General features: G+C 66.7%; 23 protein-coding genes and 1 other RNA gene. 14 read left to right on the top strand and 10 right to left on the bottom strand.

Annotation, left to right across the window (positions count from 1 at the left end):
* Window positions 1-2 precede the first annotated feature (2 nt).
* Together M2319_RS06675 and M2319_RS06670 are read right to left on the bottom strand one after the other, a co-directional pair.
* Window positions 3-2,042: a methyl-accepting chemotaxis protein gene (locus M2319_RS06675; RefSeq protein ID WP_264600665.1), complete on the bottom strand. Its 2,040-nt coding sequence runs from the start codon at window positions 2,040-2,042 to the stop codon at window positions 3-5.
* Window positions 2,043-2,213: 171 nt separating this feature from the next.
* Window positions 2,214-2,627, bottom strand: a complete 414-nt coding sequence (locus M2319_RS06670; protein ID WP_264600664.1) for a MerR family transcriptional regulator — start codon at window positions 2,625-2,627, stop codon at window positions 2,214-2,216.
* Window positions 2,628-2,702: 75 nt separating this feature from the next.
* Here M2319_RS06670 and M2319_RS06665 point away from each other — a divergent pair, with 75 nt between their 5' ends.
* Window positions 2,703-3,335, top strand: coding sequence for a cation transporter (locus M2319_RS06665; protein WP_264600663.1), 633 nt, complete (start codon window positions 2,703-2,705; stop codon window positions 3,333-3,335).
* 27 nt (window positions 3,336-3,362) lie between these two features.
* Here the strand turns inward: M2319_RS06665 and M2319_RS06660 are convergent, their stop codons facing one another.
* Complete coding sequence (locus M2319_RS06660) at window positions 3,363-5,000, bottom strand: chloride channel protein (protein ID WP_264600662.1); 1,638 nt, start codon at window positions 4,998-5,000, stop codon at window positions 3,363-3,365.
* Window positions 5,001-5,018: 18 nt separating this feature from the next.
* The gene (locus M2319_RS06655; protein WP_264600661.1) at window positions 5,019-5,546 is read right to left on the bottom strand and encodes a thioesterase family protein; all 528 of its coding nucleotides are present in this window, start codon (window positions 5,544-5,546) and stop codon (window positions 5,019-5,021) included.
* Window positions 5,547-5,749: 203 nt separating this feature from the next.
* Between M2319_RS06655 and M2319_RS06650 the strand changes: the two genes are divergently transcribed.
* Window positions 5,750-7,147 carry an FAD-binding oxidoreductase gene (locus M2319_RS06650; RefSeq protein ID WP_406682083.1) on the top strand — a complete coding sequence of 466 codons (1,398 nt, stop codon included), beginning with the start codon at window positions 5,750-5,752 and terminating at the stop codon, window positions 7,145-7,147.
* A 73-nt stretch (window positions 7,148-7,220) separates the two neighbouring features.
* Window positions 7,221-11,129, top strand: coding sequence for an AsmA family protein (locus M2319_RS06645; RefSeq protein WP_319801768.1), 3,909 nt, complete (start codon window positions 7,221-7,223; stop codon window positions 11,127-11,129).
* Between the two features lie 102 nt (window positions 11,130-11,231).
* On the opposite strand, the gene M2319_RS06640 is transcribed toward M2319_RS06645, so the two are convergent.
* From M2319_RS06640 to ssrA, 4 genes are all read right to left on the bottom strand, one after another.
* Entirely contained in the window at window positions 11,232-11,462 is a 231-nt protein-coding gene (locus tag M2319_RS06640; RefSeq protein ID WP_111435983.1) for a ribbon-helix-helix domain-containing protein, read from the bottom strand.
* Window positions 11,463-11,595: 133 nt separating this feature from the next.
* On the bottom strand, window positions 11,596-11,805 hold the full coding sequence (locus tag M2319_RS06635; RefSeq protein WP_111435984.1) for a DUF4169 family protein: 210 nt from the start codon (window positions 11,803-11,805) through the stop codon (window positions 11,596-11,598).
* 13 nt (window positions 11,806-11,818) lie between these two features.
* Window positions 11,819-12,484 (bottom strand): SspB family protein, encoded by a 666-nt coding sequence (locus tag M2319_RS06630; RefSeq protein WP_264600659.1) that lies wholly within the window; start codon window positions 12,482-12,484, stop codon window positions 11,819-11,821.
* A gap of 159 nt (window positions 12,485-12,643) precedes the next feature.
* Window positions 12,644-13,012: a transfer-messenger RNA gene (gene ssrA / locus M2319_RS06625) on the bottom strand.
* A 95-nt stretch (window positions 13,013-13,107) separates the two neighbouring features.
* Here ssrA and M2319_RS06620 point away from each other — a divergent pair.
* Window positions 13,108-13,902: a thymidylate synthase gene (locus M2319_RS06620; protein ID WP_264600658.1), complete on the top strand. Its 795-nt coding sequence runs from the start codon at window positions 13,108-13,110 to the stop codon at window positions 13,900-13,902.
* Window positions 13,903-14,050: 148 nt separating this feature from the next.
* Here M2319_RS06620 and M2319_RS06615 read toward each other — a convergent pair whose 3' ends face one another.
* Window positions 14,051-14,209 (bottom strand): DUF1328 family protein, encoded by a 159-nt coding sequence (locus tag M2319_RS06615; protein WP_264600657.1) that lies wholly within the window; start codon window positions 14,207-14,209, stop codon window positions 14,051-14,053.
* 132 nt (window positions 14,210-14,341) lie between these two features.
* Between M2319_RS06615 and M2319_RS06610 the strand changes: the two genes are divergently transcribed.
* The 5 genes from M2319_RS06610 to M2319_RS06590 all read left to right on the top strand — a co-directional run bounded on the left by M2319_RS06610 (window position 14,342) and on the right by M2319_RS06590 (window position 19,057).
* Entirely contained in the window at window positions 14,342-14,875 is a 534-nt protein-coding gene (locus M2319_RS06610) for a dihydrofolate reductase (protein ID WP_264600656.1), read from the top strand.
* A 239-nt stretch (window positions 14,876-15,114) separates the two neighbouring features.
* Window positions 15,115-16,230 carry an FtsH protease activity modulator HflK gene (hflK, locus tag M2319_RS06605; protein ID WP_264600655.1) on the top strand — a complete coding sequence of 372 codons (1,116 nt, stop codon included), beginning with the start codon at window positions 15,115-15,117 and terminating at the stop codon, window positions 16,228-16,230.
* 2 nt (window positions 16,231-16,232) lie between these two features.
* Window positions 16,233-17,258, top strand: a complete 1,026-nt coding sequence (hflC, locus tag M2319_RS06600) for a protease modulator HflC (RefSeq protein WP_264600654.1) — start codon at window positions 16,233-16,235, stop codon at window positions 17,256-17,258.
* Window positions 17,255-17,440 carry a DUF2065 domain-containing protein gene (locus tag M2319_RS06595; RefSeq protein ID WP_264600653.1) on the top strand — a complete coding sequence of 62 codons (186 nt, stop codon included), beginning with the start codon at window positions 17,255-17,257 and terminating at the stop codon, window positions 17,438-17,440. The genes hflC and M2319_RS06595 overlap by 4 nt, the downstream gene beginning before the upstream one ends.
* Before the next feature lie 30 nt (window positions 17,441-17,470).
* Window positions 17,471-19,057, top strand: coding sequence for a DegQ family serine endoprotease (locus M2319_RS06590; protein ID WP_406682073.1), 1,587 nt, complete (start codon window positions 17,471-17,473; stop codon window positions 19,055-19,057).
* Window positions 19,058-19,082: 25 nt separating this feature from the next.
* Here the strand turns inward: M2319_RS06590 and serB are convergent, their stop codons facing one another.
* On the bottom strand, window positions 19,083-19,970 hold the full coding sequence (gene serB, locus M2319_RS06585; protein WP_264600652.1) for a phosphoserine phosphatase SerB: 888 nt from the start codon (window positions 19,968-19,970) through the stop codon (window positions 19,083-19,085).
* Between serB and miaA the strand changes: the two genes are divergently transcribed.
* The 5 genes from miaA to M2319_RS06560 all read left to right on the top strand — a co-directional run bounded on the left by miaA (window position 19,963) and on the right by M2319_RS06560 (window position 25,527).
* Window positions 19,963-20,868 carry a tRNA (adenosine(37)-N6)-dimethylallyltransferase MiaA gene (gene miaA / locus M2319_RS06580; protein WP_264600651.1) on the top strand — a complete coding sequence of 302 codons (906 nt, stop codon included), beginning with the start codon at window positions 19,963-19,965 and terminating at the stop codon, window positions 20,866-20,868. The two genes, serB and miaA, sit on opposite strands and share 8 nt — an antisense overlap.
* A 355-nt stretch (window positions 20,869-21,223) precedes the next feature.
* Entirely contained in the window at window positions 21,224-23,011 is a 1,788-nt protein-coding gene (locus tag M2319_RS06575; protein WP_264600650.1) for an acetolactate synthase 3 large subunit, read from the top strand.
* Window positions 23,012-23,108: 97 nt separating this feature from the next.
* Complete coding sequence (gene ilvN / locus M2319_RS06570) at window positions 23,109-23,657, top strand: acetolactate synthase small subunit (RefSeq protein ID WP_264600649.1); 549 nt, start codon at window positions 23,109-23,111, stop codon at window positions 23,655-23,657.
* A 270-nt stretch (window positions 23,658-23,927) separates the two neighbouring features.
* Entirely contained in the window at window positions 23,928-24,326 is a 399-nt protein-coding gene (locus M2319_RS06565) for a hypothetical protein (RefSeq protein WP_264600648.1), read from the top strand.
* Window positions 24,327-24,402: 76 nt separating this feature from the next.
* Complete coding sequence (locus M2319_RS06560) at window positions 24,403-25,527, top strand: ATP-dependent DNA helicase (RefSeq protein ID WP_264600647.1); 1,125 nt, start codon at window positions 24,403-24,405, stop codon at window positions 25,525-25,527.
* Window positions 25,528-25,602: the final 75 nt, after the last annotated feature.

Raw genomic sequence — 25,602 nt, 5'->3', positions numbered from 1 at the left:
GCTCAGGCGCTGCGCACCTGCTTCAGGAAGGTCGTCATTTCCGTGCGCAGCCGGTCGGCCTGCTGGCCGAGGGCCTCGGCAGATGCCTGGACGCCGCCGGAGGACGCTGACGTCTCCGCCGCCATGCCGCGAATGTCGGAAATGGAGCCGGTCACCGCATTCGTGCCCTCGGCGGCCTGGCTGACGCTGCGGGCGATCTCCTGGGTCGCGGCGGACTGCTCGTCGACGGCGGCGGAGATTGCCGAGGCGATTTCGTTCAGGCTGGTGATGGTGTCGGAGATGGTGCCGATGGCCTCGGACGACTGTGACGTGGTCGACTGGATCTCGCCGATCTGCTCGGAGATCTCCGTTGTCGCCTTGGCGGTCTGCTCGGCGAGCGTCTTGACCTCCGAGGCGACGACCGCAAAGCCCCTGCCGGCCTCGCCGGCGCGGGCGGCCTCGATGGTGGCGTTGAGGGCAAGGAGATTGGTCTGTTCGGCAATGTCCTGGATCAGGGTGATGATGTCGCCGATTCGGTTGGCGGCATTGGACAGGGCATTAACCCGGTCGACGGTGGCCTGGGCCTCGCTGACTGCACGGTTCGACATTTCCGAGGACTGGGCGACCTGACGGCCGACCTCCTGGACGGAGGAGGCCAGTTCCTCGGTGGCCGAGGCGACCGACTGGACATTGCTGTTGGTGTCCTCGGACATGCGCGAGACGGAGGACGCCCGGTCGGAGGTCTGCTCGCTGGAGGCGTTCATGGTGCGCGAGGCTTCCTGCAGGTCGGCGACGGCGGACGAGACGGCGTCGGCGATCGAGCCGATATTGCGTTCGAAGTCGTCGGCGAGCTCGGACATCGCCTCGCGCTTTTCCTCTTCGGCCTTTTCGCGCATGGCCGTCTGCTGGCTCTCCAGGCGCTTGCGCTCGATGAGGTTTTGCTTGAATACGCGGACCGAGGCGGTGAGGTCGCCGACCTCGTCGTGCAGCGTCCAGTCGGGCACGTCGGCATCGGCATTGCCCTTGGCGAGTTCCTTGGTCACCGCACCGAGCCTGGAAAGGCGACGGGCGAGGGCGCGGGCGACGAAGAGATATGCCAGCACGCCGAAGATGATGGTGACAACGGCGATGGCCGCCATGACCAGGCCCGCGACAGCGGTCTCGTCCTTCAGGTTCTGCATCCGGACGTCGATGTGCTCGTGGATGACGGTCTCGGCCGCGTCGGCATCCTCCATCAGCGCTTCATAGGTCTGGTCGAAGGCTTCGTCGGAAGCCGAACCGGCCTTGCCGACCATATTGGTCTTTGTGTGGCGCTCTTCGGCGACCGCGATCAACCGGTCGATATCCTCGGTGATGGCCGCAATGTCGGCGGACGGGGCCGTGGCAAGGCCGGCGACCTGCTGCTTTGCGGCATCGAGGTTCCCGGTCACCTTGCCGAAATCCTCATCGTCGTCGCCGCCGAGAATTTCGGCGATCCGCCAATGGGCCTCGGCGAGATGGAAACGGGCCGCGCCAACCCGGCGCTGGGCGTCGGCGTCGCCGGCAAGCGCCGGTCGGTCGCCGAGGGCGCCGATCCTATCGGTCAGGTCGGCGGAAAGCGTATCGTAGGTCTCGTCTGACTTCGTTCCGGACCCTTGCGCAAGGGCGCGGGAGGCGTAGCGCTCCTTGGCGGCGGCAACGAAGATTTCGAGATCCTTGTGGACCTTGCCGATTTTCTCGCGCACGACATCCGACTCCGTCGGGTGGAATGTCCCCTCGTCGTTCTTGCCGCCCTCCAGGATGGCTTTTACGTAGAACGCGGTCTCGCCCAGCAGCTTCCAGACCTCGTCGATGCTCTCGCCCTCATCGCCGGCCATGATCTCCTCGAACAGGAGATGGGCCTGGGTGGCGGTCAGTTTGATTTCCATGGCCGCATCGCCGAGCGGCGCCAGCTTGACGCCGGCTTCGACGCCGTCATTGCCGACGATCTCGGTCGCCCGATAGCCGACCATGCCGGTGACGATCACAAGGAGCAGAAGCCCCGCGAAAACGAAGGCCATCTTGCGCGCTATTGTCAGTCTCATTGCCGAATCCCTTCCCCAAAAAGACCGATGCGAGGCCTTCTTGTCCGGGAATTTACTTGCTGCAACCTTTTTAAATTACTAATCGTAAGTGAAATAAACCGTATTCAATGGTCTCCTCAAAGTTTTAATGCACAGTATACAGTGCAGCAAGAGCAATATCTGCACTTTTACCTAAAGCGGCTCGGCAAAACCGGTCGTTTCGGCAAGGGCATGGATGATGTGGCAGTCGCCGATCTGGTCGGCGTGGCAGGTGGTGACGATGCGGGTCAGTTCCGCCTCCAGGCGCTTCAACTGGGCGATGCGGGCGCGGATGTGCTCCAGATGGGCGCCGGCGATGCGGTGGGCTTCGTCGCAGGGCATCTCGGGCTGCTGGCTGAGGGTCAGAAGCTCGCGGATGGCGTCGAGGGAGAGGCCGAGGTCGCGGGCATGGCGGATGAAGGCGAGGCGTTCCAGGGCCGCCCTGCCGTAGCGGCGCTGGTTGCCTCGGGAGCGCTCGGCCGGCGGCAGCAGGCCGATCTCCTCGTAATAGCGGATGGTCGGCACCTTGACCTCGGTGCGCTGCGACAGTTCGCCAATAGAAAGCATGTGCAATCTCCCCTTGAACCTCTAGTGACTAGAGATATTATGTAGTGGTCCGAACCGAAGTAAAGAGGTCGGACCATGGGTTCCTGTTGCTCCCACTCGCATGCATCCTTCGACGGAATGTCGGCTGACTACAAGCGCCGGCTCTGGGCCGTGATCGCGCTCAATGCCGGCATGTTTTTCGTGGAAATGACCGCCGGCCAGATGGCGCGCTCCCAGGCGCTGCAGGCCGACGCGCTCGATTTCCTCGGCGACGCCTTGACCTACGGGCTGTCGCTGGCGGTGATCGGTGCGTCCGTCACCTGGCGCACCAATGCCGCGCTCGCCAAGGGCGTCAGCCTGTCGCTGATGGGCCTCTTCGTGCTCGGCATGACGGTCTACCGGGTCGTCTTCGTGGGCGTGCCGGAGGCCGAGGTGATGGGCGTTGTCGGCGTGATGGCGCTCGCCGCCAACCTCGCCAGCGTGCTGCTTTTGATGCGCTACAAGGACGGCGATGCCAATGTGCGCTCCGTCTGGCTGTGCTCGCGCAACGATGCGATCGGCAATGTGGCGGTGATGCTGGCGGCCGGCGCCGTGTGGGCGACCGGCACCGGCTGGCCGGACCTCGTCGTCGCCGCGGCGATGGCGGCGCTGTTCCTCTCCTCCTCCTGGCAGATCGTCACCCAGGCGCTCGCCGAAAAGCGCGCGGAGACTGCCGCCGCGGCGGAGTGAGGGAGGCCTCGGGGGCGCCGGCTTCGATTACCGGTGCTCCTCGACATTGGCCTCGATGAGGGCGGAGTTGAAATAGCGCAGCGCCCTGATGTGCCAGGCGCGGCCGATGACCCTGGTCGGGTCGCGCCGGTCGACCACGTAAAGGCTCGACCGGCCGCTGGCATCGAAGGCGCGCAGGGCCGTTTCAAGGGTGTCGGCGGGCCTCAGATACGCCTCGCCCTCCTCCGGCCTGAACTCCGGCACCTCCTCGTCCTCCTTCAGCCGTTCCATGAAGTCGGAGACGTGGACGCGCTTGACCAGCCATTTGTGGGCGCCCTCCTGCAGGACGATGCCGCGCATTTCCAGTTGCCAGTGGAAATAGGAGCGGCCGTGGATCGCCTGGGTGATGCCGGTGGCGATCGACACGGTGATGAGGAGGGCGATGGACAGGGCGTAGCCGCCGGTCAGCTCGAAGACGATCATTGCCGTGGAGATCGGCGCGCCGAGGGTGGCGGCAGCGACCGCGCCCATGCCGAGGATGGCATAAAGGCCCTCGCTGGAGGCGAGTTCGGGAAAGGCTCTGGCGGCGATGATGCCGAAGGCGCCGCCGGTCATGGCGCCGATATAGAGCGTCGGCGAGAAGATGCCGCCGCCGAAGCGCGAGGCCAGCGTGATCGCCGTCGCCGCGGTCTTGGCGATGAGCAGCGAGATCAGCAGCGTCAGCGGCAGCTCGGTCTTCAGCGCCATGTCGGTGGCGTGGTAGCCGACGCCAAGGACCTGCGGGAAGACGAGGGCGATGAGGCCGACCGCAAGGCCGCCGGCCATCGGCCGCATCCAGAAGCGCAGCGGCATGTTGCGCTCGACCCAGTCGGTGCCGATCAGCGCGAACTGGAAGAGGACCGCGACGAGGGCGCAGGTGAGGCCGAGCAGCGCAAAGGCCGGCAGCTCCCAGTAGGAGGTGATCTGGTAATCTGGGATGGCGAAGGCGGCGGCGCCACCGAACCACAGGCGCGACAGCATCGTGCCGAGCACGGAGGAAATGACGATCGGCACGAAAGCCGAGAGGGCATAGTGGCCGAGGATCACCTCATGGGCGAACAGGGCGCCGGCGATCGGCGCGTTGAACGAGGCCGAGACGGCGCTGGCGACGCCGCAGGCGAGCATCACCCGGCGCGCCGAATCGGGCAGCCGGAACGCCTGGCAGATGGCGGCGCCGAGGGTGGCGCCGAGATGCACCACCGGGCCCTCGCGGCCGGCGCTGCCGCCGACGCCGAGGGAGAACACGGTGACGGCCGCCGACGAGATGCCGGGCCAGAATTTGAGGCCGCGTCCGCCATTGGCGCGGGCCTCGATGACGTCGGCGACGCCGCCGGCGCGGCGGCCGGGATGCACATGCTCCAGATAGAGCCCGACGAGAAGGCCGCCGACGGCGGGCGTCAGCACGATGACGTACCAGGGAGCTGCCGCGGTCGCTTCGGCGACCTGTTCGCTCATGGTGCCGAGCCAGACCCACTGCACGGCGCCGATGCCGACGCGAAAGACGATCGCCGCGGCTGACACGCAGACACCGATGATGATCGCAAGCAGCCAGATGGTCGGCTGGCGGGTGGTCAGGAACAGCCGGACGTTCGGCTGCATCCACTTCACGGCGGTGGTCGGCAGCAGTTTGAAATTTTGCCAGAACATGATCCTCGCCACCGCCGCTCAGGCGCTTTGTTCGCTGGCCTTGCGGGCGATGCGGATGGCGCGGCCGGCGCGCTCGGGCCGGCCGAGCTTCGTCGCCGCACCCTGGAGGGCGTCGAGCCGTTCGCGAATCGGCGCCGGCCAGGGCGCGGTGCGCCGGCTCTCCATGTCGACATGGAGGAACATCTGTTCCGACGTCGCCGACAGGAAGCCTTCCTCGGCGTGGTAGAGCTCCTGCCAGGAATGCAGGCGCTTGTCGTCGACGTCGAGGATGCGGCTCTCCACATGGACCGGCGCGCCTTCGGCGAGCTCGCGGACGTAGCAGATATGGGCCTCGACGGTGAAGAAGGAGGCGTTCTCGCTCGCCACATAGTCGGGGCCGAGGCCGGCGGCGAGGAAGAATTCGTCGATCGCGGTATCGAAAAGGACGTTGTAATAGGCCATGTTGAGATGGCCGTTGTAATCGATCCATTCCGGCAGCACCGTCTTCCGGGAAGACCGGAACGGCGCCGTGTCTGCGCCGCTCGAAAGGGCGGGGGTGCCGGACATGGAGAGCCTCCTTGGCGACGCTTTCAAAGGGGACGGCGGCCCGCTCCGTGCGGCCCCACATGAAGCCTTTGCCGTCATTCAGGGTTTTTTGATAAGTTGCACACAATGGCGCGGTCGCACAATGACTCGGCAAGGGGAATCGGGACCCGGCGCCCGCATCTGACACGGTACCTCAGGGAGACAGGCCGATGGCGACATCCGCGATGCTGGTTGCGCGCGACGACGCGGCAATCGAGACGGCGGTCGCGCGCCTCACGGAGCGATTCGGCACGCGCTGTGCCACCGGCGAAGCGATCCGCGAACAGCACGGCCACACCACCACTTATCTCACCAACCAGCCGCCCGATGCGGTGGTGTTCGCCTCCTCGACCGAGGAGGTCGCCGACATCGTGCGAACGTGCGCCGAATTCGGCGTGCCGGTGATTCCGTTCGGCACGGGCACATCGCTGGAAGGCCACCTCAATGCGCCCGCCGGCGGCATCTCCATCGACCTGTCGGGCATGAACAAGATCGTCGCCGTCAATGCCGAGGACCTCGACTGCACGGTGGAGGCGGGCGTCACGCGCATGCAGCTCAACGAGCATCTGCGCGACCAGGGCCTGTTCTTCCCGATCGATCCGGGGGCCGACGCCAGCCTTGGCGGGATGGCCGCGACCCGGGCCTCGGGCACCAACGCCGTGCGTTACGGCACCATGAAGGACAACGTGCTGGCGCTGACCGCGGTGATGCCGGACGGGAGCATCGTCAAGACGGGCTCGCGGGCGCGCAAGTCCTCGGCCGGCTACGACCTTACCCGGCTCCTTGTCGGCTCGGAGGGAACGCTCGCCGTCATCGCTGAGGTGACGCTGAAGCTTTCCGGCATTCCGGAGGCGGTCTCGGCCGGTGTCTGCCCGTTCCCGGATGTGGAATCGGCCTGCAACGCCGTCATCATGACCATCCAGTCCGGGCTCCCCGTGGCGCGGATCGAGTTCCTCGACGAGCACCAGGTGCGCGCCTGCAACGCCTATTCCAAGCTGGATCTCGCCGAGATGCCGACCCTCTTCCTGGAGTTTCACGGCACGGAGGCCGGCGTTGCCGAACAGGCCGACCGCTTCGGCGAGATCGCGGAAGAGTTCGGCGGCGGGCCGTTCGACTGGGCGACCAAGACGGAGGACCGCTCGCGGCTGTGGAAGGCGCGGCACGAGGCCTACTGGGCCTCGCTCAGGCTGAAGCCGGCGGCCAAGGGCGTTTCCACCGACGTCTGCGTGCCGATCTCGCGGCTTGCCGAATGCGTCATGGCGACGCGCGCCGACATCGAGGAGAACGGCTTCACCGCGACCATGGTCGGCCATGTGGGCGACGGCAATTTCCATGTGCTGGTGCTGTTCGATCCGGACAATCCGGACGAGATGGCGGCGACGGACGGCTTCATCGAGCGACTCAACTGGCGCGCCATCGAGATGGGCGGCACCTGCACCGGCGAGCACGGCATCGGCCAGGGCAAGATGAAATACATGGCCCGCGAGCACGGACCGGCGCTCGACATCATGCGCACCCTCAAGCGCGCCATCGACCCCAAGAACATCATGAACCCCGGCAAGATCTTCACCCTTGACGGCTGAGCGCCGGCAGGAGACCAACCCTTTGCGTCCTTTCGCCCCGACATCTGACACCTGACCCTGACGGAGACCGGCTCTGAATTCCGTCTACATCACCGTCGGCCTGGCGATCATCGCCGTCCTCGTCGCAGCGCTGATCGGGCCGCTGTTCATCGACTGGACGGCCTATCGCGACGTCTTCGAGCGCCACGCCGAGCAGCTTATCGGGCGCCAGGTGAAGATCCTCGGCGATGCCGACGCCTACCTGCTGCCGACGCCGTCGATCACCTTCACCGACATGCGCATCGGCGATGCCGAAAACCCGCTGATGATCGTCTCGCGGTTCTCCGCCCGCGTCGAGCTGGCGCCGCTCCTGAAGGGCGAGGTCAAGGTCATCGACATGACCCTGGAGCGGCCGGACGTGCGGCTTGCCGTCGACGACAACGGGCAGCTCACGGCGCTCGGCGAGGACGGCAAGGCGACCCGGCTCTCCGGTTTCGATCCGGCGGCCGTCGCTTTCGAAGAGGTCGAGGTGGTCAACGGCGCGGTGCAGATCTCCGATGCCCGCTCGGCAAAGGTCTACCGCCTTTCCGACGTCGACCTTTCGGTGTCCGCGCGGGCGCTGGTCGGGCCGTTCCGGGCCGAGGGAGCGGTCACTGTCGGCGGCCAGAGGCACCGGGTGAAGCTGGCGAGCGGCACGCTCCGGCCCGATGGGGCGATCCGCGTCAAGGCGCAGATCAATCCGACCGAGCGCCCGGTGGAGGTCCGGCTCGACGGCCTTGTCTCGGCCAAGGACCTGATGCCGCGCTATGCCGGCGATTTCCAGATCGAGCGGCTGCAGCCGCGCACGGCCGAGGACGGGGCGAGCGACGAGGCGTTCGACGTGGCCGTGCCGCCCGGAACGCCCTGGCGGGTCGCGGGCCGGTTCGACCTTTCCGGCGACGCGCTCTCGGTGGAGGACTACGAACTCACCTACGGCTCTGAAGACCGGCGCTTCAACCTGACCGGCGGCGGCCGGCTGGAAGCGGGACCGGAGCCGCGCTTCGATCTGGAGGTTAAGGCCCAGCAGATCGACCTCGACCGCATGCTCGCCGAGCCCGGTACGCCGGCCGGAACGCTGCATTCGGGCGGTGCGGTGGCGACCCTTGGCGCCTTCTTCGACAGCCTTTCCGCCCTGCCGCGGCCGCCGATCGGCGGGCGCATCTCCGTCGACCTGCCGGGCGTCGTCGTTGCCGGCGGCGCCATCCAGCAGCTCCGCTTCGATGCGACGCCGACGACCGACGGCTGGTACATCTCCGAGCTCGACGGCCAGTTGCCGGGGCGCACGCGGATCGGCCTCGACGGCGAGATCGGCCTTGGCGAGAGGAGCCGCTTCGAAGGCGACCTGAGGCTTTCCGTGGAGCAGCCGGCGGCGCTCGCCAACTGGTGGCGCGGCGGCGGCTCGCTCGCCGGGGCGCGGCTCGACCCGCTCGACGTGCGCGGCCGGCTGACCATCGGCGGGACCGGCATCGCGCTCACCGGCATGCGGCTGAAGACCGAACTGTCGCTCGGCACCGGCAGCATCTCCTGGCGCCCGGCGCGCAGCGGCGCCAACGCCGCCTTCGTGCTCGACCTCAATGCCGACCGGTTCGAACTCGCCCAGCTCGGCGCGGCAACGCGGCTGGCGCTTGCCGGTTATGGCGGCAACGCAAAGGCAGATGGCGAGGGGACCGGCGACGGCATCACCGATATCGACGTCAGGGTCCGGGTCGGCACGCTGATCTCCGACGATGTGGAGGCGAGCGGCGTCGAGGCCGTCGTCAACTTCTCCGGCGACACGCTGCGCATCGACCGGATGATCCTGGCCGATCTTGCCGGCGCGCGGGTCGTTGCCGACGGCACCATCAAACAGGCGCTGACGACGCCGGACGGTGACATCGAACTGGCGCTGACGGCGGACAAGCTCGACGGCCTCGCCAATCTCATTATCGACCTTTATCCGGATTCCGACCTCGCCCGGCGGCTGACGGCAGCTTCCGGCCTGCTCGGGCCGGCGATTGTCCAGGGCAAGCTCTCCGGGCGCGCCGTCGACGACGTCAGCACCGTGACCCTCAATGTCAGCGGCGATGTCGGCGGCTCGGAACTGCATGTCGCCGGCACCTTCGACGGCCGCGTCGACAAGTGGCGCGCCGCGAAGACCTCGTTCGATGCCGCGCTGTCCGGACCCGACAGCGGCCGGCTCCTTGGCCAGCTCGGTTTCGAGGTGCTGCCGCTTACCGACATTCCGGCCGGCCGGATCACGCTGAAGTCTGCCGGCACGCCCGGGACGGGGCTCGACGTTACCGGCTCGGCGACCGTCGCCGACGCCACGCTCCGGGTTTCCGGGACGGCGAAATTCCCGCAAGGGGGCGGGCTCTCCTACGACCTTTCCGGCGAACTGCAGAGCGACGACCTGTCGCCGCTGGCGCTGCTGACCGGAAGGGTGCTGCCGGTCACGGCCGGCACCGTCCCGGCGCGGCTTTCGGCCGAGATCGTCGGCAGCGGCGCGGATGCGCGCGTCAACGGTATCGCCGGCCGCATCGCCGATATCGGCATCGCCGGGTCGGGCACGGCGGATTTCGGCGGCCAGGTGCCGCGGCTCGACGGCGAGCTCGCGCTCGATGCGGTCGACCTCCGGTTCCTCACCGAGCTTGCCTTCGGCGCCGATAGCTGGGCCATGCAGGACCTTTCCGGCGATGCGTCGAACCGCTGGCCGACGGCGCCCTTCGGCGCGCCGCTCCTCGGCTTCGTCTCCGCCGACGTCAAGGTCACGGCGAGTCGCTTCTGGCTTACCGACAGGACGGCGCTGGAGGATGCCTCCTTCCGTATCGACCTGACGCCGAACGGCATGGCGCTCGACAAGGTTGGCGGTTCAATGCTCGGCGGCAAGGCGGAGGCCGCGTTGCAGGTCAAGCGCTCGGACGCCGGAGAGGCGGTGCTTGCCGCGACCTTCAAGGTCACCGGCGGGGATGTGGAAAAAATCGCCTGGCAGGTGGACGGTCAGTCGCTCGCCACCGGGCGGTTCGACCTTGCCACCGACGTCAACGCCACCGGCCGCTCGATCGCGTCCATGGTCTCCGCGCTCACCGGCGGCGGCACGCTGACGCTGCGCGACGGGCGTATTTCCGGCATCAACGCCAAGGCCTTCGACAGGGTCGTCGAAGCGGTCGACGGCGGGCTGGCGCTGGAGGACGAGGCGATCAAGGCGGCCTTCACCGAGGCGTTCTTTGCCGGCCAGGTGCCGTTTCAGCGCATCGAGGCGGTGCTCGGGATCGCTTCCGGCACAGTCCGGGCACGCAACGTGTCTTTCGAAGCGCCGCCGCTGAAGGCGCTCGGCTCGGCCTCGCTCAATCTTTCCGACAATGCCTTCGAGAGCGACTGGACGTTCGGATTCCGGCCGCCGGACGACGCCGTCTCCGCGGCCGAGCCGCAAGCGCTTCTGGCGTTCCGCGGCAGGCGCGCCGATCCGGCCCTTTCGGTCGACATCGCGCCGCTGATGTCCTACCTCACCCTTCGCGCTTACGAGGAGGAGGTCGACAAGGTCGAGGCGCTTCAGGCGGAGATCCTGGAGCGGCAGCGGCTGACGCGGGAGCTGCGGCGCCAGCGCGAGGAGAAGGCCCGCCGCGAGGAGGCGGCACGGCAGAAGGCGGCCGAGGAAGAGGCCCGCCGGCAGCGCGAAGCCGAGGAGGCCGCGCGCCGGGAGGAACGGGAGCGCGAACGGCGCGCCCGCGAGCGCTTCAGCCGGGAGAACCGGGATCTGCTGCGGCCGCGCACGCTCGACGATCAGGTGCGCGATGCCATCCGGGACTCGCGCCCGACCGGCGGCGGGCTCGCGCCGCTGCCGCAAGGCATCGACGTGCCGCCGCCGCCGGGCGCAGGCGGTCCGTCCGACTTCCCGGGGGCATCGCAATCCTTCGATGCGCGCTCGCCGACGCCGTTCGATGCGCCGGCAACGGGCCAGCCGCTGCAATTGCTGCCGGCGAATTGAGTCTCAAAGCGGATTTTCGGGAGTTTGCAGTCCCGGTGCCCGCGGCGAGGTGGCCGCAGGGGCGCGTCGTCGGGCGGCCGGAGCGGCCCCCGCGCGGACCGGCTATTCGGCGGCGTTGAGCGCGCCGATACCGTGGCCGCGGTAATATTCCAGAACGGCACAACGGACCGCCGAGGCGAGGTTCGGATGGGCGCCGGTGGCATCGATGTCCGCGATCAGCCGCGACAGCGAGACGTTCTTCTGCCGGGCCATGTCGCCAAGGGCGTCCCAGAATTCCGATTCCAACGCCAGGCTGGTCCGGTGGCCGTTGATGGTGAGTGACCGTTTCTGCATGGGAGCAGTATCCCGACGAAAATCGCCAAGAAAAAGGCAACGTGGAATTTCGCGGGACGGGGGTGTCGCAATCAGCGGAAAATCGCGTCGCGTCGTCAATGAAAGGTTTCGGCGGCTACATAAAAAGCCGTGGCTAGCCGGCCTTGTCGTCCTCGCCGTCGGGTCCGGCATCGCCGAGGCGATGGCCGTCGATATGGCGGATCTCGGCGTCGCGGCGCTGGTCCTCGGCGGCCTTTTCGCCCTTTGTGCGGCCGAATCGGGTGCGGTTCTCCTCGGCCGTGCGCTCCTTGGCGGCGCGGTCGTGTTTTTTGCGGGCCTGGCGGAAGTTGATGACGTCGCCCATGGCCGGTCTCCGGTCAGGATTTCTTGCGGAAGGCATCGAGGGAGACGACGTCGGCGCCGGCCGGCTTTTCCTCGCCGTCGTCGCCGTCCTTGTCCCCGTCTTCTGTCTCTGACTTGCCGGATGCCTCGGACTTGTCGTTCCTGGCAGCCTCGTCCCCGGCCTTTTCCGGCTCGGCCGCGGAGGCGTCGTCGTTGCCGCTTTCGGCAAGCGCCCTGACGGTCGCCTCCATGGTGTCGGCCGCGGTCTCGTTTTCCTCCACGGCGCGCATCAGCGGCGCGGTCTCGCCCTCGCCTTCCTGGCCGTCGGCCTCGTCCTCATCCGGCCGGTAGGGCTCGAATTGCAGGTTGAACTGGACGTGGGGGTCGAAGAAGCCCTTCACGGCCTTGAAGGGGATGTGCAGGTGTTCCGGCACGCCGCCGAAGGACAGGCCGATCTCGAAGGTCGTCTCGGTCACCACCAGATCCCAGAACTGGTGCTGCAGGACGATGGTCATGTCCTTGGGGTATTTGCTGCGGATGCGGTTGGAGACCCGGACGCCGGGGGCGGAGGTCTCGAACGAGATATAGAAATGGTGATCGCCCGGCAGCCCGGTGCGGGCGACCTCGTGCAGGACCTTGCGGACGATGCCCCTCAGGGCCTCCTGCACAAGAATGTCATAGCGGATCAGGTCTTCGGCCATCGTGTTTCGCGCATTCGGCTGGAGAGTGTCCGTCGATCGGGAATCGACCTTTCTTAACAATGGACCCAAACGGCAGAGAATCCCAGACAAAATCAACGCCGGAGTTTGCGTCGAAGGGCCGCCACAGACGCGGCGCGGGCGACAGGTCGGGTCCGGGAAAGTGGGAGCTTCTGTTGCCAGGTGCTCCCGAACCCCGCCTGACCGGGCTAACGGCCAGGGCTTCAAAAGAGGTTATCGCACTGCGTTACGCAGCGAGACGAGCCTCAGCATAGTTGTCGTTTGCAACTATTGAGATGGCCCGATAACGGCGGAACCATGCCGAGCGAAAACGCGCCCTTTACACCCTCGTCGATCCTATTTCGCCCCCGCCGCAACCCAAAGTTCCCGCTTTCGCATGGCCTTTGGGCTGTGGTGGAGGCGCCGGGTACCGCCCCCGGGTCCGATAGGTTTATTGCGACGGTCATTTATCGCCATAGCCGGCGAACCGGCTCCCCCAATATAGGAAAAACCGGTCCGACATGCAAAGGGATGCGCTGCGGTCCCTCATCCTTTTGCGATGTGACTTGCGCCGGCGCGCGCAAGGGTGATGCTATCTCTCCCACGCGAATCGCCGGAGGACACGGGTGCGGGCCTATCTCGATCTGTTGCAGCGCATATTGGACGACGGGGTCGACAAGGCCGACCGGACCGGCACCGGCACGCGCTCGGTGTTCGGCCACCAGATGCGCTTCGACCTCGCCGACGGCTTTCCGCTCGTCACCACCAAGAAGCTGCATCTGAAATCGATCATCCACGAGCTTTTGTGGTTCCTCGCCGGCGACACCAACATCGCCTATCTGAACGCGGCCGGGGTGTCGATCTGGGACGAGTGGGCCGACGAGAACGGCGATCTCGGCCCGGTCTATGGCCGGCAGTGGCGGAGCTGGGCGGCGCCGGACGGACGCACCATCGACCAGATCGCCTGGGTCGCCAAGGAAATCCGGCGCAATCCGGATTCGCGCCGGCTGATCGTCACGGCCTGGAACCCGGCGGACATCGAGCGCATGGCGCTGCCGCCGTGCCACTGCCTGTTCCAGTTCTATGTCGCCGACGGAAAGCTCTCCTGCCAGCTCTACCAGCGGTCCGCCGATGTCTTCCTCGGCGTGCCGTTCAACATCGCGTCCTACGCGCTGCTGACATTGATGATGGCGCAGGTGAGCGGCCTGAAGCCCGGCGACTTCGTCCACAGCTTCGGCGACGCGCACCTCTATTCCAATCATTTCGACCAGGCGCGGCTACAGCTTTCCCGCGCGCCGCGCCCGCTGCCGCAGATGGCGCTCAATCCTGAGGTCGGCTCGATCTTCGACTTCGTCTATGACGATTTCCAGCTCACCGGCTACGACCCGCACCCGCACATCAAGGCGGCGGTCGCGGTTTGAGGGCCGATCCGAAGGCGGGGATCTTTCCGCAGGACTCGAAGGGGATCGCGTCCGCCGCCAGGTTCTGGTGGCTGCGGCGGGGGGGATGCGCAGCCGGCGACGGACGCGAAGGGTGCCCGACGACGCGTCGGGACGGAGTGGCCCGGGGCTATACGACGACGAGGCCGAACAGAACCAGCAGGAACAGGATCAGCACGATGCCGATCAAGAGGCGGGCGCCGGTCGCGGCGACGCCGGAGATGGTGTTGAACCCCAGAAGGCCCGCCACGGCGGCGATGACGAGCAGAATAAGAATCCATTTGATCATTGGTCGGCTCCTTGCAACGGGTGCGCTCCAGGACGCTGGCGCGCCGGCGTTTCGCCATGCTCAACGGTGGCGACCGGTAGATGGTTCCCGCAGCCGGTGCGATCGGCCGACGGTTTCAGGGAGTGACGATTGATGGGATTGCGTATTTGTCTGGTCGCTGCAGTGGCGGAAAACAACGTCATCGGCAGCGGCGGCGGCATGCCCTGGCGGCTGCCGAGCGACCTCAGGCGGTTCAAGGAACTGACCATGGGAAAGCCGATCCTGATGGGCCGCAAGACCTACGAGTCCATCGGCAAGCCGCTTCCCGGCCGCACCAACATCGTGCTGACCAATTCCGACGACTTCCACGCCGAGGGCATCCGGATCGTTCATTCGGTGGTCGAGGCGATGGACGTTGCCGAGGAAGCGGCCGGCAAGGCGGACGCCGAAGAGGTGATGGTGATCGGCGGCGCAAGCCTCTACGAGCGTCTGATGGACCGGGCGGAGCGGCTCTATGTCACCCATGTGGCCGGGACGCCGGCGGGCGACACCTATTTTCCGGAGATCGACCCTGAGGTCTGGTCGTGCCTGACGCGCGAGCCGATGATCCGCGGCGTCGACGACAGCACCGGGACCTCCTTTGCCATTTACGACCGGATCAAAACCGACCAGGCGGCCGAGGAGTAACCGGCCGGCGGCGCACAGGGGCCGAAAACGCGGAACGCCCCGTTGACGTTACGGTTCCGCCGCCCCACTTGTCGGGAACCTTTTGGTTTTTCCAGCAGGAACGTCGTGCGCGACACGGCCGGTCGGTTGGGGACCGTTCGTTGAAACGCCGGGTGGCATCGCCTATAACCCGCGCCAAACCCATACCTGTGCCGACGGCAAGGCTGGCCGCCGGCGAATGATTTCGGAGACACAGATAAATGCCTTGGAGTAACCAGAGCGGCGGAGGCGGCAACGGCCCCTGGGGGTCCGGCGGTGGCGGCGGCCCGTGGGGCAGCGGACCGCAGCGCGGCGGCGGCGGTGGCGGCGGACAGCCGCCCGACCTTGAGGAACTGCTGCGCCGGACGCAGGAAAAGCTGAAATCGTCGCTGCCGGGTGGCGGCTCGACGCCGCTGATCGCCGGGCTGATTGCCGTTGCGGCGGTGGCGATCTGGTTGTTCCAGTCGATCTACACCGTGCAGCCGGACGAACTCGGCGTCGAACTGGTGTTCGGCAAGCCGAAGCAGGAATTCAACCAGCAGGGCATCCATTTCCACTGGTGGCCGGTCGAGACCGTCGAGATCGTCAAGATCATCGAGAACAAGGAAGAGATCGGCGTCGGACGCGGCCGCGAGCGCGGCAGCACCTCGTCGAGCCTGATGCTTTCCGGCGACCAGAACATCGTCAATGTCGAGTTCTCGGTGCTGTGGAAGGTCGCCGATCCGGGCAAGTACCTATTCAATGTGCGCGACCCGCACAGCCTCATCCGCAGCATCGCCGAAAGCGCCATGCGCGAGGTGGTCGGCCGGCGGCCGGCCGAGGACGTGTTCCGTAAGGACCGTCAGGGCATCGAAGATGCGGTGCGCGCCCAGATGCAGACCTCGCTCGACGATTACGGCGCCGGCGTCGACATCTCCGGCATCAAGCTGGAGGCCGCCGACCCGCCGGCCGAAGTCGCCGACGCCTTCGAGGAGGTGCAGCGCGCCGAGCAGGACGAGGACCGCTTCAAGCGCGAGGCCGACGCCTACGCCAACCAGCGCCTCGGCGAGGCGCGCGGCCAGGCCGCCCAGATCCAGGAGGAAGCCAAGGGCTACAAGGACCGGGTGACCAAGGAGGCCGAAGGTGAGGCCCAGCGCTTCGTCTCCGTCTACAACGAATACGACAAGGCAAAGGACGTCACCAAGCGGCGCCTTTATCTGGAAACCATGGAGCGGGTTCTGAAGTCGTCGAACAAGGTCATCGTCGAGGACAAGGCCGGTTCGGGGGTCGTGCCCTATCTGCCGCTGACCGAACTCGACCGTAACCGCCGTGACGGCGCGCGCCAGGGGAGCAACTGACCATGAAGAAGCTTCCGATCATCCTCGGCGGCATCGCCGTCCTCGCGCTGCTCGTCTATTCGTCGATCTTCGTCGTTAACGCGCGCGAGCAGGCGATCGTCGTCCGCCTCGGCCAGATCCGCACCGTGATCACGGAGCCCGGCATCTATTTCAAGGTGCCGACCAACTTCTTCGAGCAGGTGCAGATCATCGAGAACCGGCTGCTGCGCATGGACCTGGAAAACATCAACGTCCAGGTCAGCGACGGCAAGCGCTACGTCGTCGATGCGTTCCTGGTGTTCAAGATCATCGATCCGCGCAGGTTCCGCGAGAGCGTCTCCGGTAGCCTGGCGCTGGTCGAGCAACGACTGATCACCCGCCTCAACGCGGCCCTGCGCCGGGTCTACGGCCTCAGGAGCTTCGAGGACGCCCTGTCGGCGCAGCGGGCGGAAATGATGCGCGACGTGCGCGACCAGATCCGGCCCGATGCGTCCAGCCTCGGCATCGATATCGTCGATGTGCGCATTCGTCGCACCGACCTCCTTCCGGAAGTCAGCCAGCAGACCTTTGAGCGCATGAAGGCGGAACGTCTTGCCCGGGCCGCGCAGATCCGCGCCAATGGTCGCCAGGAAGCCCAGCGCATCCGCGCCGAGGCCGACCGCAAGGCGGTGGTGCTGGTCGCCGAGGCCAACCGGATCTCGGAGATCCTGCGCGGTGAGGGCGAGGGCGATCGCAACCGCATCTTCGCCGAGGCCTTCCAGCGCGATCCGGAGTTCTTCGCCTTCTACCGCTCCATGAAGGCCTACGAGACCGCGATCGAGGAATCCGGCACCACTATGGTGCTGTCGCCGGACAGCGAGTTCTTCCGCTTCTTCCGCGATCCGGGCGAGACGGGCGGCTATCGTGTCGATCCGTCGGCGAGCGACAGCGGTGCGGAGGCTCCGGCCGACGCTGCCGCCACGGGCGATGCCGCCGAGACGCCGGCGACCCCGGCTTCGGCTCCGGCGGATGCCAGTGAGGACACCGGCGCCGCCCAGCCGGCGCAATGAGCGACCTCTTCGTTGCGCTCGGACTGGTGCTGGCGATCGAGGGGACGTTCTATGCCCTCGCGCCCGGCACGCTGAAAGAGCTGATGCGTCAGATGCAGGACGTTCCGGAGCAGACATTGAGGACCGGCGGGATCATCGCGATCGCCGCCGGCCTCGTCGTCGTCTGGCTGGTGCGCGGTTGATGGAACACCTTCTCAAGGGAAAGAAAAGCGATGGGATTGATCAGCATTGACGTTGCCGGCAAGGCGGTCCGCACGGCCGTCGTCGCCGCGCTCCTGGCGACCGGCGGTGCCGGCGCGGCCATGGCCCAATCGGCGGTCGCGGAGCCGGATGCCTCTGCCGAGGCCGCCCGGCCGGCAATGCCGATGCGTCACGGCCCGGACTCGGTCGCGGACCTCGCCGAACGGCTGCTCGATGCGGTGGTCAACGTCTCGACGACGCAGATCGTCGCCGACCAGCGCTCGGTGAAGCCGCCGAAGCTGCCCGAGGGCTCGCCGTTCCAGGAGTTCTTCGAGGACTTCTTCAACCGGCGCGGCCGGCGCAACCAGCCCAATGGCGGCGTGCCCCGGCGGGTGCAGTCGCTCGGCTCCGGCTTCGTCGTCGACGGCAAGAACGGCATCATCGTCACCAACAACCACGTCATCGACAAGGCCGACGAGATCGTCATCAACTTCAATGACGGCACCAAGCTGACGGCGGAACTGCTCGGCACCGATTCCAAGACCGACCTCGCCGTGCTCAAGGTCAAGCCGGTCAAGCCGCTGAAGGCGGTGAAGTTCGGCGACAGCCAGAAGATCCGGGTCGGCGACTGGGTGATGGCGATCGGCAACCCGTTCAATCTCGGCGGCACGGTCACCGTCGGCATCGTCTCGGCCCGCAACCGCGACATCCGCTCCGGTCCCTATGACGACTACATCCAGACCGACGCGGCCATCAACCGCGGCAATTCCGGCGGTCCGCTGTTCAACATGTATGGCGAGGTCGTCGGCATCAACACGGCGATCATCTCGCCGTCGGGCGGCTCCATCGGCATCGGTTTCGCCATCCCCTCGCAGATCGCCACGAAGGTCATCAACCAGCTCCGCGAGTATGGCGAGACCCGGCGTGGCTGGCTCGGCGTGCGCATCCAGCAGGTCAACGACGACATCGCCGACAGCCTCGGCCTCGACGAAGCCTATGGTGCGCTGGTCGCGGGCGTTACCCCGGACGGTCCGGCCGCCAAGGGCGGCATCCAGCCGGGCGACCTGATCCTGGAGTTCGACGGCCGCAAGGTGGACTCCATGCGCGAGCTGCCGCGCATGGTCGCGGAGACCGAGATCAGCAAGGAGGTCGCGGTCAGGGTCCTGCGCAAGGGCAAGGAAATGACGCTTGCGATCACCCTCGGCCGGCTCGAGGACTTCGAGAACGGCAACAAGGAAGACGAGCAGGTCGAGGAAGAGCAGGAGCCGGAAGCCGCCCAGACCGGCGAGGCGCTCGGCATGGTGCTGGCTGAACTCGATCCGGCCCTCAGGGCCCAGTTCAAGATCGACGACAGCGTCACCGGCGTCGTCGTCACCGAGGTCGATCCGGCGAGCCCGGCGGCGGAGAAGCGGGTCCAGGCCGGCGACGTCATCGTCGAGGTCGCCCAGGAGGCCGTCGCGACGCCGGCCGACGTGGAGGGGCGGATCAAGGACCTCGCCGACGACGGCAGGCGCTCGGTGCTGCTGCTCTTATCCAACGGTACGGGCGAACTGCGCTTCGTCGCCGTGCGGTTCGACGAGATCGCCGAGCCGGAGGAGGACAAGGAGCCGGCCCAATAGGGCCGGCGCCAAGCCTCGATACTGCCTAATGGGTGAATTCGCTCTGCCGGTAGCCCTGGGCATAAAGCAGGGCGGTCAGGTCGCCATGGTCGATGCGGATGTCCGCCGCCTCGGCGAGCGTCGGCTTGGCGTGGTAGGCAACGCCCAGCCCGGCCTCCTCCACCATCATCAGATCGTTGGCGCCGTCGCCGACGGCCAGCGTCTGGCGCGGCAGCAGGCCGAGACGGTCGCGCAGGGCGCGCAGCCGATTGAGCTTGGCTTCGGCGCCGAGAATCGGCTCCACCACATGGCCGCTCAGCCGGCCGCCGTCGACGACGAGGCGGTTGGCGTGGTGCTCGTTGAAGCCGACGATGCGGGCGATCTCCTGCGTAAATACCGTGAAGCCGCCGGAGACGAGGGCGCAGTGAACGCCGTTCGCGCGCATCGTGCGCACGAGGGTCCGCGCGCCGGGCGTCAGGCTGATGCGCTCCACGATGATGCGCTTGAAGAGGGTGGTGTCGAGGCCCTTCAGGAGCGCGACCCGCTCCCTCAAGGCGCCGGCGAAATCGAGCTCGCCGCGCATCGCCGCCTCGGTGATCGCGGCGACCTTGTCTTTCAGCTTCACTTCCGCGGCGAGTTCGTCGATGCATTCCTGCTCGATCATGGTGGAGTCCATGTCGGCAAGGAACAGTTTTTTGCGGCGGTCGAGCGTGTCGACGACCGCAAGGTCTACGGGGGCGCCGGCAAGGGCCTCGACGATTGTGCTGCGAACGGTGGTGCGATCCGCATCGGCACCAAGCGCGATATCGCAGGCGATGCCTGGCGCCAGCCAGTCCGGTGCGCCGCCGCCGACGGCGCGGCGGGCGGTCTCGGCAAGGGCGTCGCTCAGTTCCGGGCGCGCCGGATTGGCGATGAGTGTGGCGACGATGGGCACTGAGACGGTCCGGCGTCGGGAGAACGGGAAGAGCGCGGTCCTTATCGCAGGACCGACCGCGAGCGGCAAGTCGGCTCTGGCGCTCAGCCTGGCCGAAGCCGATAACGGCGTCATCATCAACGCCGATTCCATGCAGGTCTATCGCGATCTTCGGATCCTGACGGCGCGCCCGGACGAGGACGAGACCGCGCGTGTGCCGCACCGGCTCTACGGCCATGTGGATGCCTCAGAGCCCTATTCCGTCGGCCGCTGGCTGGACGACGTCAAGAACGTGCTGGACGAGGCGGCCCTCGCGCGCCGCCTGCCGATCCTCGTCGGCGGCACCGGGCTCTATTTCAAGGCGCTGACGGAGGGGCTGACGGAGATCCCGCCGATCCCGGAGAATGTGCGCATCTACTGGCGCGACATGGCGGCGGCGGAGCCATCCGAGGCGCTCCACGCCAAGCTCGCCCAGCTCGACCCGGAAATGGCCGAACGGCTCAACCCGGGCGACGCGCAGCGGATCGCAAGGGCGCTTGAAGTCGTCACCGCCACCGGCAAGTCGCTCGCCGCCTTCCATGAAGAGGCGAGCCGGCCACTGATCGACCCGGAGGATGCGGAGCGGATCGTGCTGTCGCCGGAGCGACCCGAACTGCACCGGCGCATCGAGGCACGGTTCCGGCAGATGGCGGAGGCCGGTGCGCTCGATGAGGTCGCCGCGCTCACCGCCCGCAATCTCGATCCGCAACTGCCGGCGATGAAGGCGATCGGGGTCCGTCCGCTCGCCGCCCACCTTTCCGGCGCCTGCGATCTCGAAGCGGCGATTTCCCGCTCCGTCGTGGAGACCCGCCGCTACGCCAAGCGCCAGCTCACCTGGTTTCGCGGTCAGATGGGCGATTGGGACTGGCGGGAGGTCTGACGGTTCGGGCTGGCGATCAGCGATGGCGTCGTTCAGGTTCGACCAGGCGTCTATTTTGCCTGACCTTGGCCCTTGCGACGTTTCATCCAGTCTTGCCCGGTACTTCGGCCTTGACCCTCAATGCCGCCGGACATAAAGTCCGCAGCGATTTGGAATTCGGGAGAGCGCAAACCATGCGCATGATCATTCTCGTAGTAAGGGAGCGCGCCACCGGGACGGTCATTTGACCGCCAGGAACGGGTGAGCGCGCGCAGGGGCCGATTTCGGGCCCCTTTTTTGTTTCCGGATCAAAAAAGACCGACAACCAGCCAAAAGACCGACCAGTCACACGAAGACACACAAGGGACCTCATGCCATGACACGGGAAATGACCGGAGCCGAGATGGTCATCCAAGCCTTGATCGATCAGGGCGTCGAGCACATTTTCGGCTATCCCGGGGGCGCCGTTCTGCCGATCTATGACGAGCTTTTCCAGCAGGAAAAGGTCGAGCATATCCTCGTTCGGCACGAGCAGGGCGCCGGCCATGCCGCGGAGGGCTATGCGCGCTCGACCGGAAAGTGCGGCGTTGCGCTCGTGACCTCCGGTCCCGCCGCCACCAACATGGTGACGCCGCTGACCGACGCGCTGATGGATTCCATCCCGCTCGTGTGCATCACCGGCCAGGTGCCGACCAGCCTGATCGGCTCTGACGCGTTCCAGGAGTGCGATACCGTCGGCATCACCCGGCCCTGCACCAAGTACAACTGGCTCGTCCGCGACGTGAACGACCTCGCCCGCATCCTGCACGAGGCCTTCGTCGTCGCAACGACCGGCCGGCCGGGTCCGGTCGTGGTCGACATCCCCAAGGACGTGCAGTTCGCCACGGGCACCTATCAGCCGCCGAAAAAGCGCACCAATGGCGACATCGCCAGCTCCTATAGGGGCTACCGGCCGCAGTTGAAGGGCGATCCGGCGGCGATCCGCGAGGCGGTCGACCTGATCGCCGGCGCCAAGAAGCCGGTGTTCTATACCGGCGGCGGCGTCGTCAATTCCGGCCGGGCGGCGAGCCAGCTCCTGCGCGATCTGGTCGAACTGACCGGCTATCCGATCACCTCCACGCTGATGGGCCTCGGCGCCTATCCGGCCTCCGGCAAGAACTGGCTCGGCATGCTGGGCATGCACGGCACGTTCGAGGCCAACAACGCCATGCACGACTGCGACGTGATGATCTGCGTCGGCGCCCGCTTCGACGACCGCATCACCGGCCGGCTCGATGCCTTCTCGCCCCATTCCAAGAAGATCCACATCGACATCGATCCGTCCTCGATCAACAAGAACGTCCATGTGGACATTCCGATCGTCGGCGACATCGGCCACGTGCTGGAGGACATGGTGCGGCTGTGGCGGTCCGAATCCAAGCAGGTCGACAAGAAGGCGCTGGCCTCGTGGTGGAAGGAGATCGAGGGCTGGCGCGCCAAGCGCTGCCTCAACTACCGGGCCAACAACGACGTGATCATGCCGCAATACGCCATCCAGCGGCTCTATCAGGCGACCAAGGGCAAGGACACCTACATCTCCACCGAGGTCGGCCAGCACCAGATGTGGGCGGCCCAGTTCTACGGCTTCGACGAGCCGAACCGTTGGATGACGTCGGGCGGCCTCGGCACTATGGGCTACGGCCTGCCGGCGGCGGTCGGCATCCAGGTCGCGCACCGGGATTCGCTCGTCATCGACATTGCCGGCGATGCCTCGGTGCTGATGACGATCCAGGAGTTTTCCACGGCAGTGCAGCACGACCTGCCGATCAAGATCTTCATCCTCAACAACAAATATATGGGCATGGTGCGCCAGTGGCAGCAATTGCTGCACGGCAACCGGCTGTCCCATTCCTATGTGGAGTCGCAGCCCGATTTCGTGAAGCTGGCGGAGGCCTATGGCGGCGTCGGCCTGCGCGCCAAGACCCCGGCCGAACTCGACGACAAGATCGACGAGATGATCGACACCAGGCGGCCGGTGATCTTCGACTGCCAGGTCGTCAATGTGGAGAACTGCTTCCCGATGATCCCCTCGGGCGAAGCGCACAACAACATGCTCCTTGGTGAAAACGTCACCGACGAGGAGGTCGCGAACGCCATCGGCGAAGAGGGCAAGATGCTGGTCTAACGGCCGTTCGGCCGGGGAGCGCGGAAAGCGGTCCCAGGCCTCGCCATCTCATCCCCGGGCCTCGCCCTGCCGACCCGTTTTCGAAAAGAGATACGCCATGAACGCACAATCCGCCGGCTCCGCCTATTTCTTCGCCTCGTCCTCCGAAGAGCCTGTCACCCACACCCTATCGGTGCTTGTCGACAACGAACCGGGCGTCCTTGCCCGCGTGGTCGGGCTGTTCTCCGGCCGCGGCTACAACATCGAATCGCTGACGGTGACGGAAACCGAGCACCAGAAGCACCTGTCGCGGATCACCATCGTCACCACCGGCAAGCCGATGATCCTCGACCAGATCAAGAACCAGCTCGGCCGCATGGTGCCGGTGCACCGGGTCACCGACCTGACCGACACCGGCCGTCCGCTGGAGCGCGAGCTGGCCCTGGTCAAGGTCGTCGGGCGCGGCGACAACCGGGTCGAGGCGCTCAGGCTCGCCGAGATCTACGAGGCCAAGGTGATCGACGCGACGACGGAGCACTTCGTGTTCCAGGTCACCGGCACCAGCTACAAGGTCGGCGAGTTCCTCGACATCATGCAGAATCTCGGCATGGTCGAAGTGGCCCGCACGGGCGTCGCCGCCATGCAGCGCGGCCAGGAGGCGCTGTAGCCGGCGGACGGTCGCGCGGTGCGACACCTCGGCGCCCCTTGCCCTGAATCAGTCGGCTGACCTCGAACGACGCGGCATTCGTCGCTATCCTGCAACCTTAAGGACGTGTCGCGCTGGCGCGCGACAGGCTCTCCCATGGGGCGGGCCGGTACGTTTCCGGGTTGAGGGGGAAGAGCGATGGCTGGCGGCAAGGGGGTTCGGTTGCTCATGCTTGCCGCGCTCGGCCTTGCGTTTGGCCCGCATTTGATCTCATCCGCACTGGCGGTGAGCGTGGAGCGTACGCCAAGCCGGCCCAGCCTTGAGAAGCCGGTCTACGGAAAGATCATGGAAACCGGCGAGATCTTTCGCGGCGTTGCGCGCGACAGCCGCGGGCGCCGGGGCCGGGTCCGACTGATGTCGTCCTTCTTCGACCTTTGCACCGGCACCTACAAATACCAGCGGGTGTCGGGGACGGCGGAACTGCGGTGCCGGTCGGGGCGCCGGGCAAGGCTCTTTTTTGTCTTCCACGATGGCACCGGTGTCGGCTGTGCGAAGGTGTCGAAGACGGAAACGCTTCGTTTCAGCTTCGGGCGGAATGCGGAAAAGGACCAGCTCAACCTGAAGATGGACTGCTTCTGGGAGTCCGAGCGACCCTGGCCGCCGTTCGGCGGCTCCGCCGGTGCGGAGTGAGGCGGGCGCCCCTGAGTTTGCCGTCCGGCGACCGTTTCTCTTGCGACTCGCCGGCGGCTAGGGTTTACCTCACCCCATGAAATGGTCCGCCGAACAGGATGCCGCGCTGAAGGCCGTGTCGGGTTGGCTGAAGAGGCCCGACAGGCAGATCTTTCGCCTGTTCGGCTATGCCGGCACCGGCAAGACGACGCTCGCCCGCCACTTTGCCGAATCCGTCGACGGGGAGGTGCTGTTCGCGGCCTTTACCGGCAAGGCGGCGCAGGTGATGCGCTCGCGCGGGGCGGAGAATGCGCGGACCCTCCATTCCCTGATCTACCGGCCGCGCGGCGAGGAGGCCTCGGAGGAGACCGGCGAGGTCTCGCCGCTGTTTTCCCTGTCGCGCAACAGCCCGGTCGCCAAGGCGAGCCTCGTCATCGTCGACGAATGCTCCATGGTCGACGAGGAACTCGGCCGCGATCTCCTCTCCTTCGGAACGCCCGTCCTCGTCCTTGGCGATCCGGGCCAGTTGCCGCCGATCTCCGGCGGCGGCTTCTTCACCGAGGCGGAACCCGATGCGCTGCTCACCGAGGTGCACCGGCAGGCGCGGGACAATCCGATCATCGCGCTCGCCATGGACGTGCGGCTCGGCCAGACCCTCGATTGCGGCAGCTATGGCGACAGCGCGGTGATTTCCAAGAGTGACGTGGAGACCGACAAGGTGCTGGCCGCCGACCAGGTGCTGGTCGGGCTCAACCGCACGCGGCGGCGCTACAATCAGCGGCTTCGCGAGCTGAAGGGCTTTGCCGGCTCGCTGCCGGCGGCCGGCGACAAGCTGGTGTGCCTCAGGAACAACGCCCAGAAGGGCCTCCTCAACGGCAGCCTCTGGCAGGTCACCCATGTGGCGGCCTCGAAGCGCAAGACCCTGCTCGGGCCCTCGCTCGCCATGGTCGTCAAGGCCGAGGACGAGGGGCCCTACGGTCCGTCGGTCAAGGTCAAGGTGGCACAGGCCGCCTTCGAGGGCGAGGGCGAGATTCCCTGGACGGTGCGGCGCAAGTTCGACGAGTTCGACTACGGCTATGCGCTCACCACCCACAAGGCGCAGGGTTCGCAATGGGACGAGGTGATGCTGTTCGACGAGAGCTTCGCCTTCAAGGAGCATCGGGAACGCTGGCTCTATACGGCGATCACCCGCGCCGCGGAACGCATCACCATCGTCAGGTAGGCCCGTGCCCGCCCGATAGGTCCCGTGCAGACCGGCCATGCGGGGATTCGGCTCGCAACGGCTTTGCCGGCATGC

The sequence above is a fragment of the Rhodobium gokarnense genome, assembly GCF_025961475.1.
In the GTDB taxonomy this organism is placed as follows: domain Bacteria; phylum Pseudomonadota; class Alphaproteobacteria; order Rhizobiales; family Rhodobiaceae; genus Rhodobium; species Rhodobium gokarnense.
This window is presented reverse-complemented; position numbering and strand designations above follow the sequence as displayed.

Bases quoted from the DNA above. Each gene is read 5' to 3' on its own strand.
- M2319_RS06675 (WP_264600665.1), bottom strand. From the start codon at position 2,042: ATGAGACTGACAATAGCGCGCAAGATGGCCTTCGTTTTCGCGGGGCTT.
- M2319_RS06670 (WP_264600664.1), bottom strand. From the start codon at position 2,627: ATGCTTTCTATTGGCGAACTGTCGCAGCGCACCGAGGTCAAGGTGCCG.
- M2319_RS06665 (WP_264600663.1), top strand. From the start codon at position 2,703: ATGGGTTCCTGTTGCTCCCACTCGCATGCATCCTTCGACGGAATGTCG.
- M2319_RS06660 (WP_264600662.1), bottom strand. From the start codon at position 5,000: ATGTTCTGGCAAAATTTCAAACTGCTGCCGACCACCGCCGTGAAGTGG.
- M2319_RS06655 (WP_264600661.1), bottom strand. From the start codon at position 5,546: ATGTCCGGCACCCCCGCCCTTTCGAGCGGCGCAGACACGGCGCCGTTC.
- M2319_RS06650 (WP_406682083.1), top strand. From the start codon at position 5,750: ATGCTGGTTGCGCGCGACGACGCGGCAATCGAGACGGCGGTCGCGCGC.
- M2319_RS06640 (WP_111435983.1), bottom strand. From the start codon at position 11,462: ATGCAGAAACGGTCACTCACCATCAACGGCCACCGGACCAGCCTGGCG.
- M2319_RS06635 (WP_111435984.1), bottom strand. From the start codon at position 11,805: ATGGGCGACGTCATCAACTTCCGCCAGGCCCGCAAAAAACACGACCGC.
- M2319_RS06630 (WP_264600659.1), bottom strand. From the start codon at position 12,484: ATGGCCGAAGACCTGATCCGCTATGACATTCTTGTGCAGGAGGCCCTG.
- M2319_RS06615 (WP_264600657.1), bottom strand. From the start codon at position 14,209: ATGATCAAATGGATTCTTATTCTGCTCGTCATCGCCGCCGTGGCGGGC.
- M2319_RS06610 (WP_264600656.1), top strand. From the start codon at position 14,342: ATGGGATTGCGTATTTGTCTGGTCGCTGCAGTGGCGGAAAACAACGTC.
- hflK (WP_264600655.1), top strand. From the start codon at position 15,115: ATGCCTTGGAGTAACCAGAGCGGCGGAGGCGGCAACGGCCCCTGGGGG.
- hflC (WP_264600654.1), top strand. From the start codon at position 16,233: ATGAAGAAGCTTCCGATCATCCTCGGCGGCATCGCCGTCCTCGCGCTG.
- M2319_RS06595 (WP_264600653.1), top strand. From the start codon at position 17,255: ATGAGCGACCTCTTCGTTGCGCTCGGACTGGTGCTGGCGATCGAGGGG.
- M2319_RS06590 (WP_406682073.1), top strand. From the start codon at position 17,471: ATGGGATTGATCAGCATTGACGTTGCCGGCAAGGCGGTCCGCACGGCC.
- miaA (WP_264600651.1), top strand. From the start codon at position 19,963: ATGGGCACTGAGACGGTCCGGCGTCGGGAGAACGGGAAGAGCGCGGTC.
- M2319_RS06575 (WP_264600650.1), top strand. From the start codon at position 21,224: ATGACACGGGAAATGACCGGAGCCGAGATGGTCATCCAAGCCTTGATC.
- ilvN (WP_264600649.1), top strand. From the start codon at position 23,109: ATGAACGCACAATCCGCCGGCTCCGCCTATTTCTTCGCCTCGTCCTCC.
- M2319_RS06560 (WP_264600647.1), top strand. From the start codon at position 24,403: ATGAAATGGTCCGCCGAACAGGATGCCGCGCTGAAGGCCGTGTCGGGT.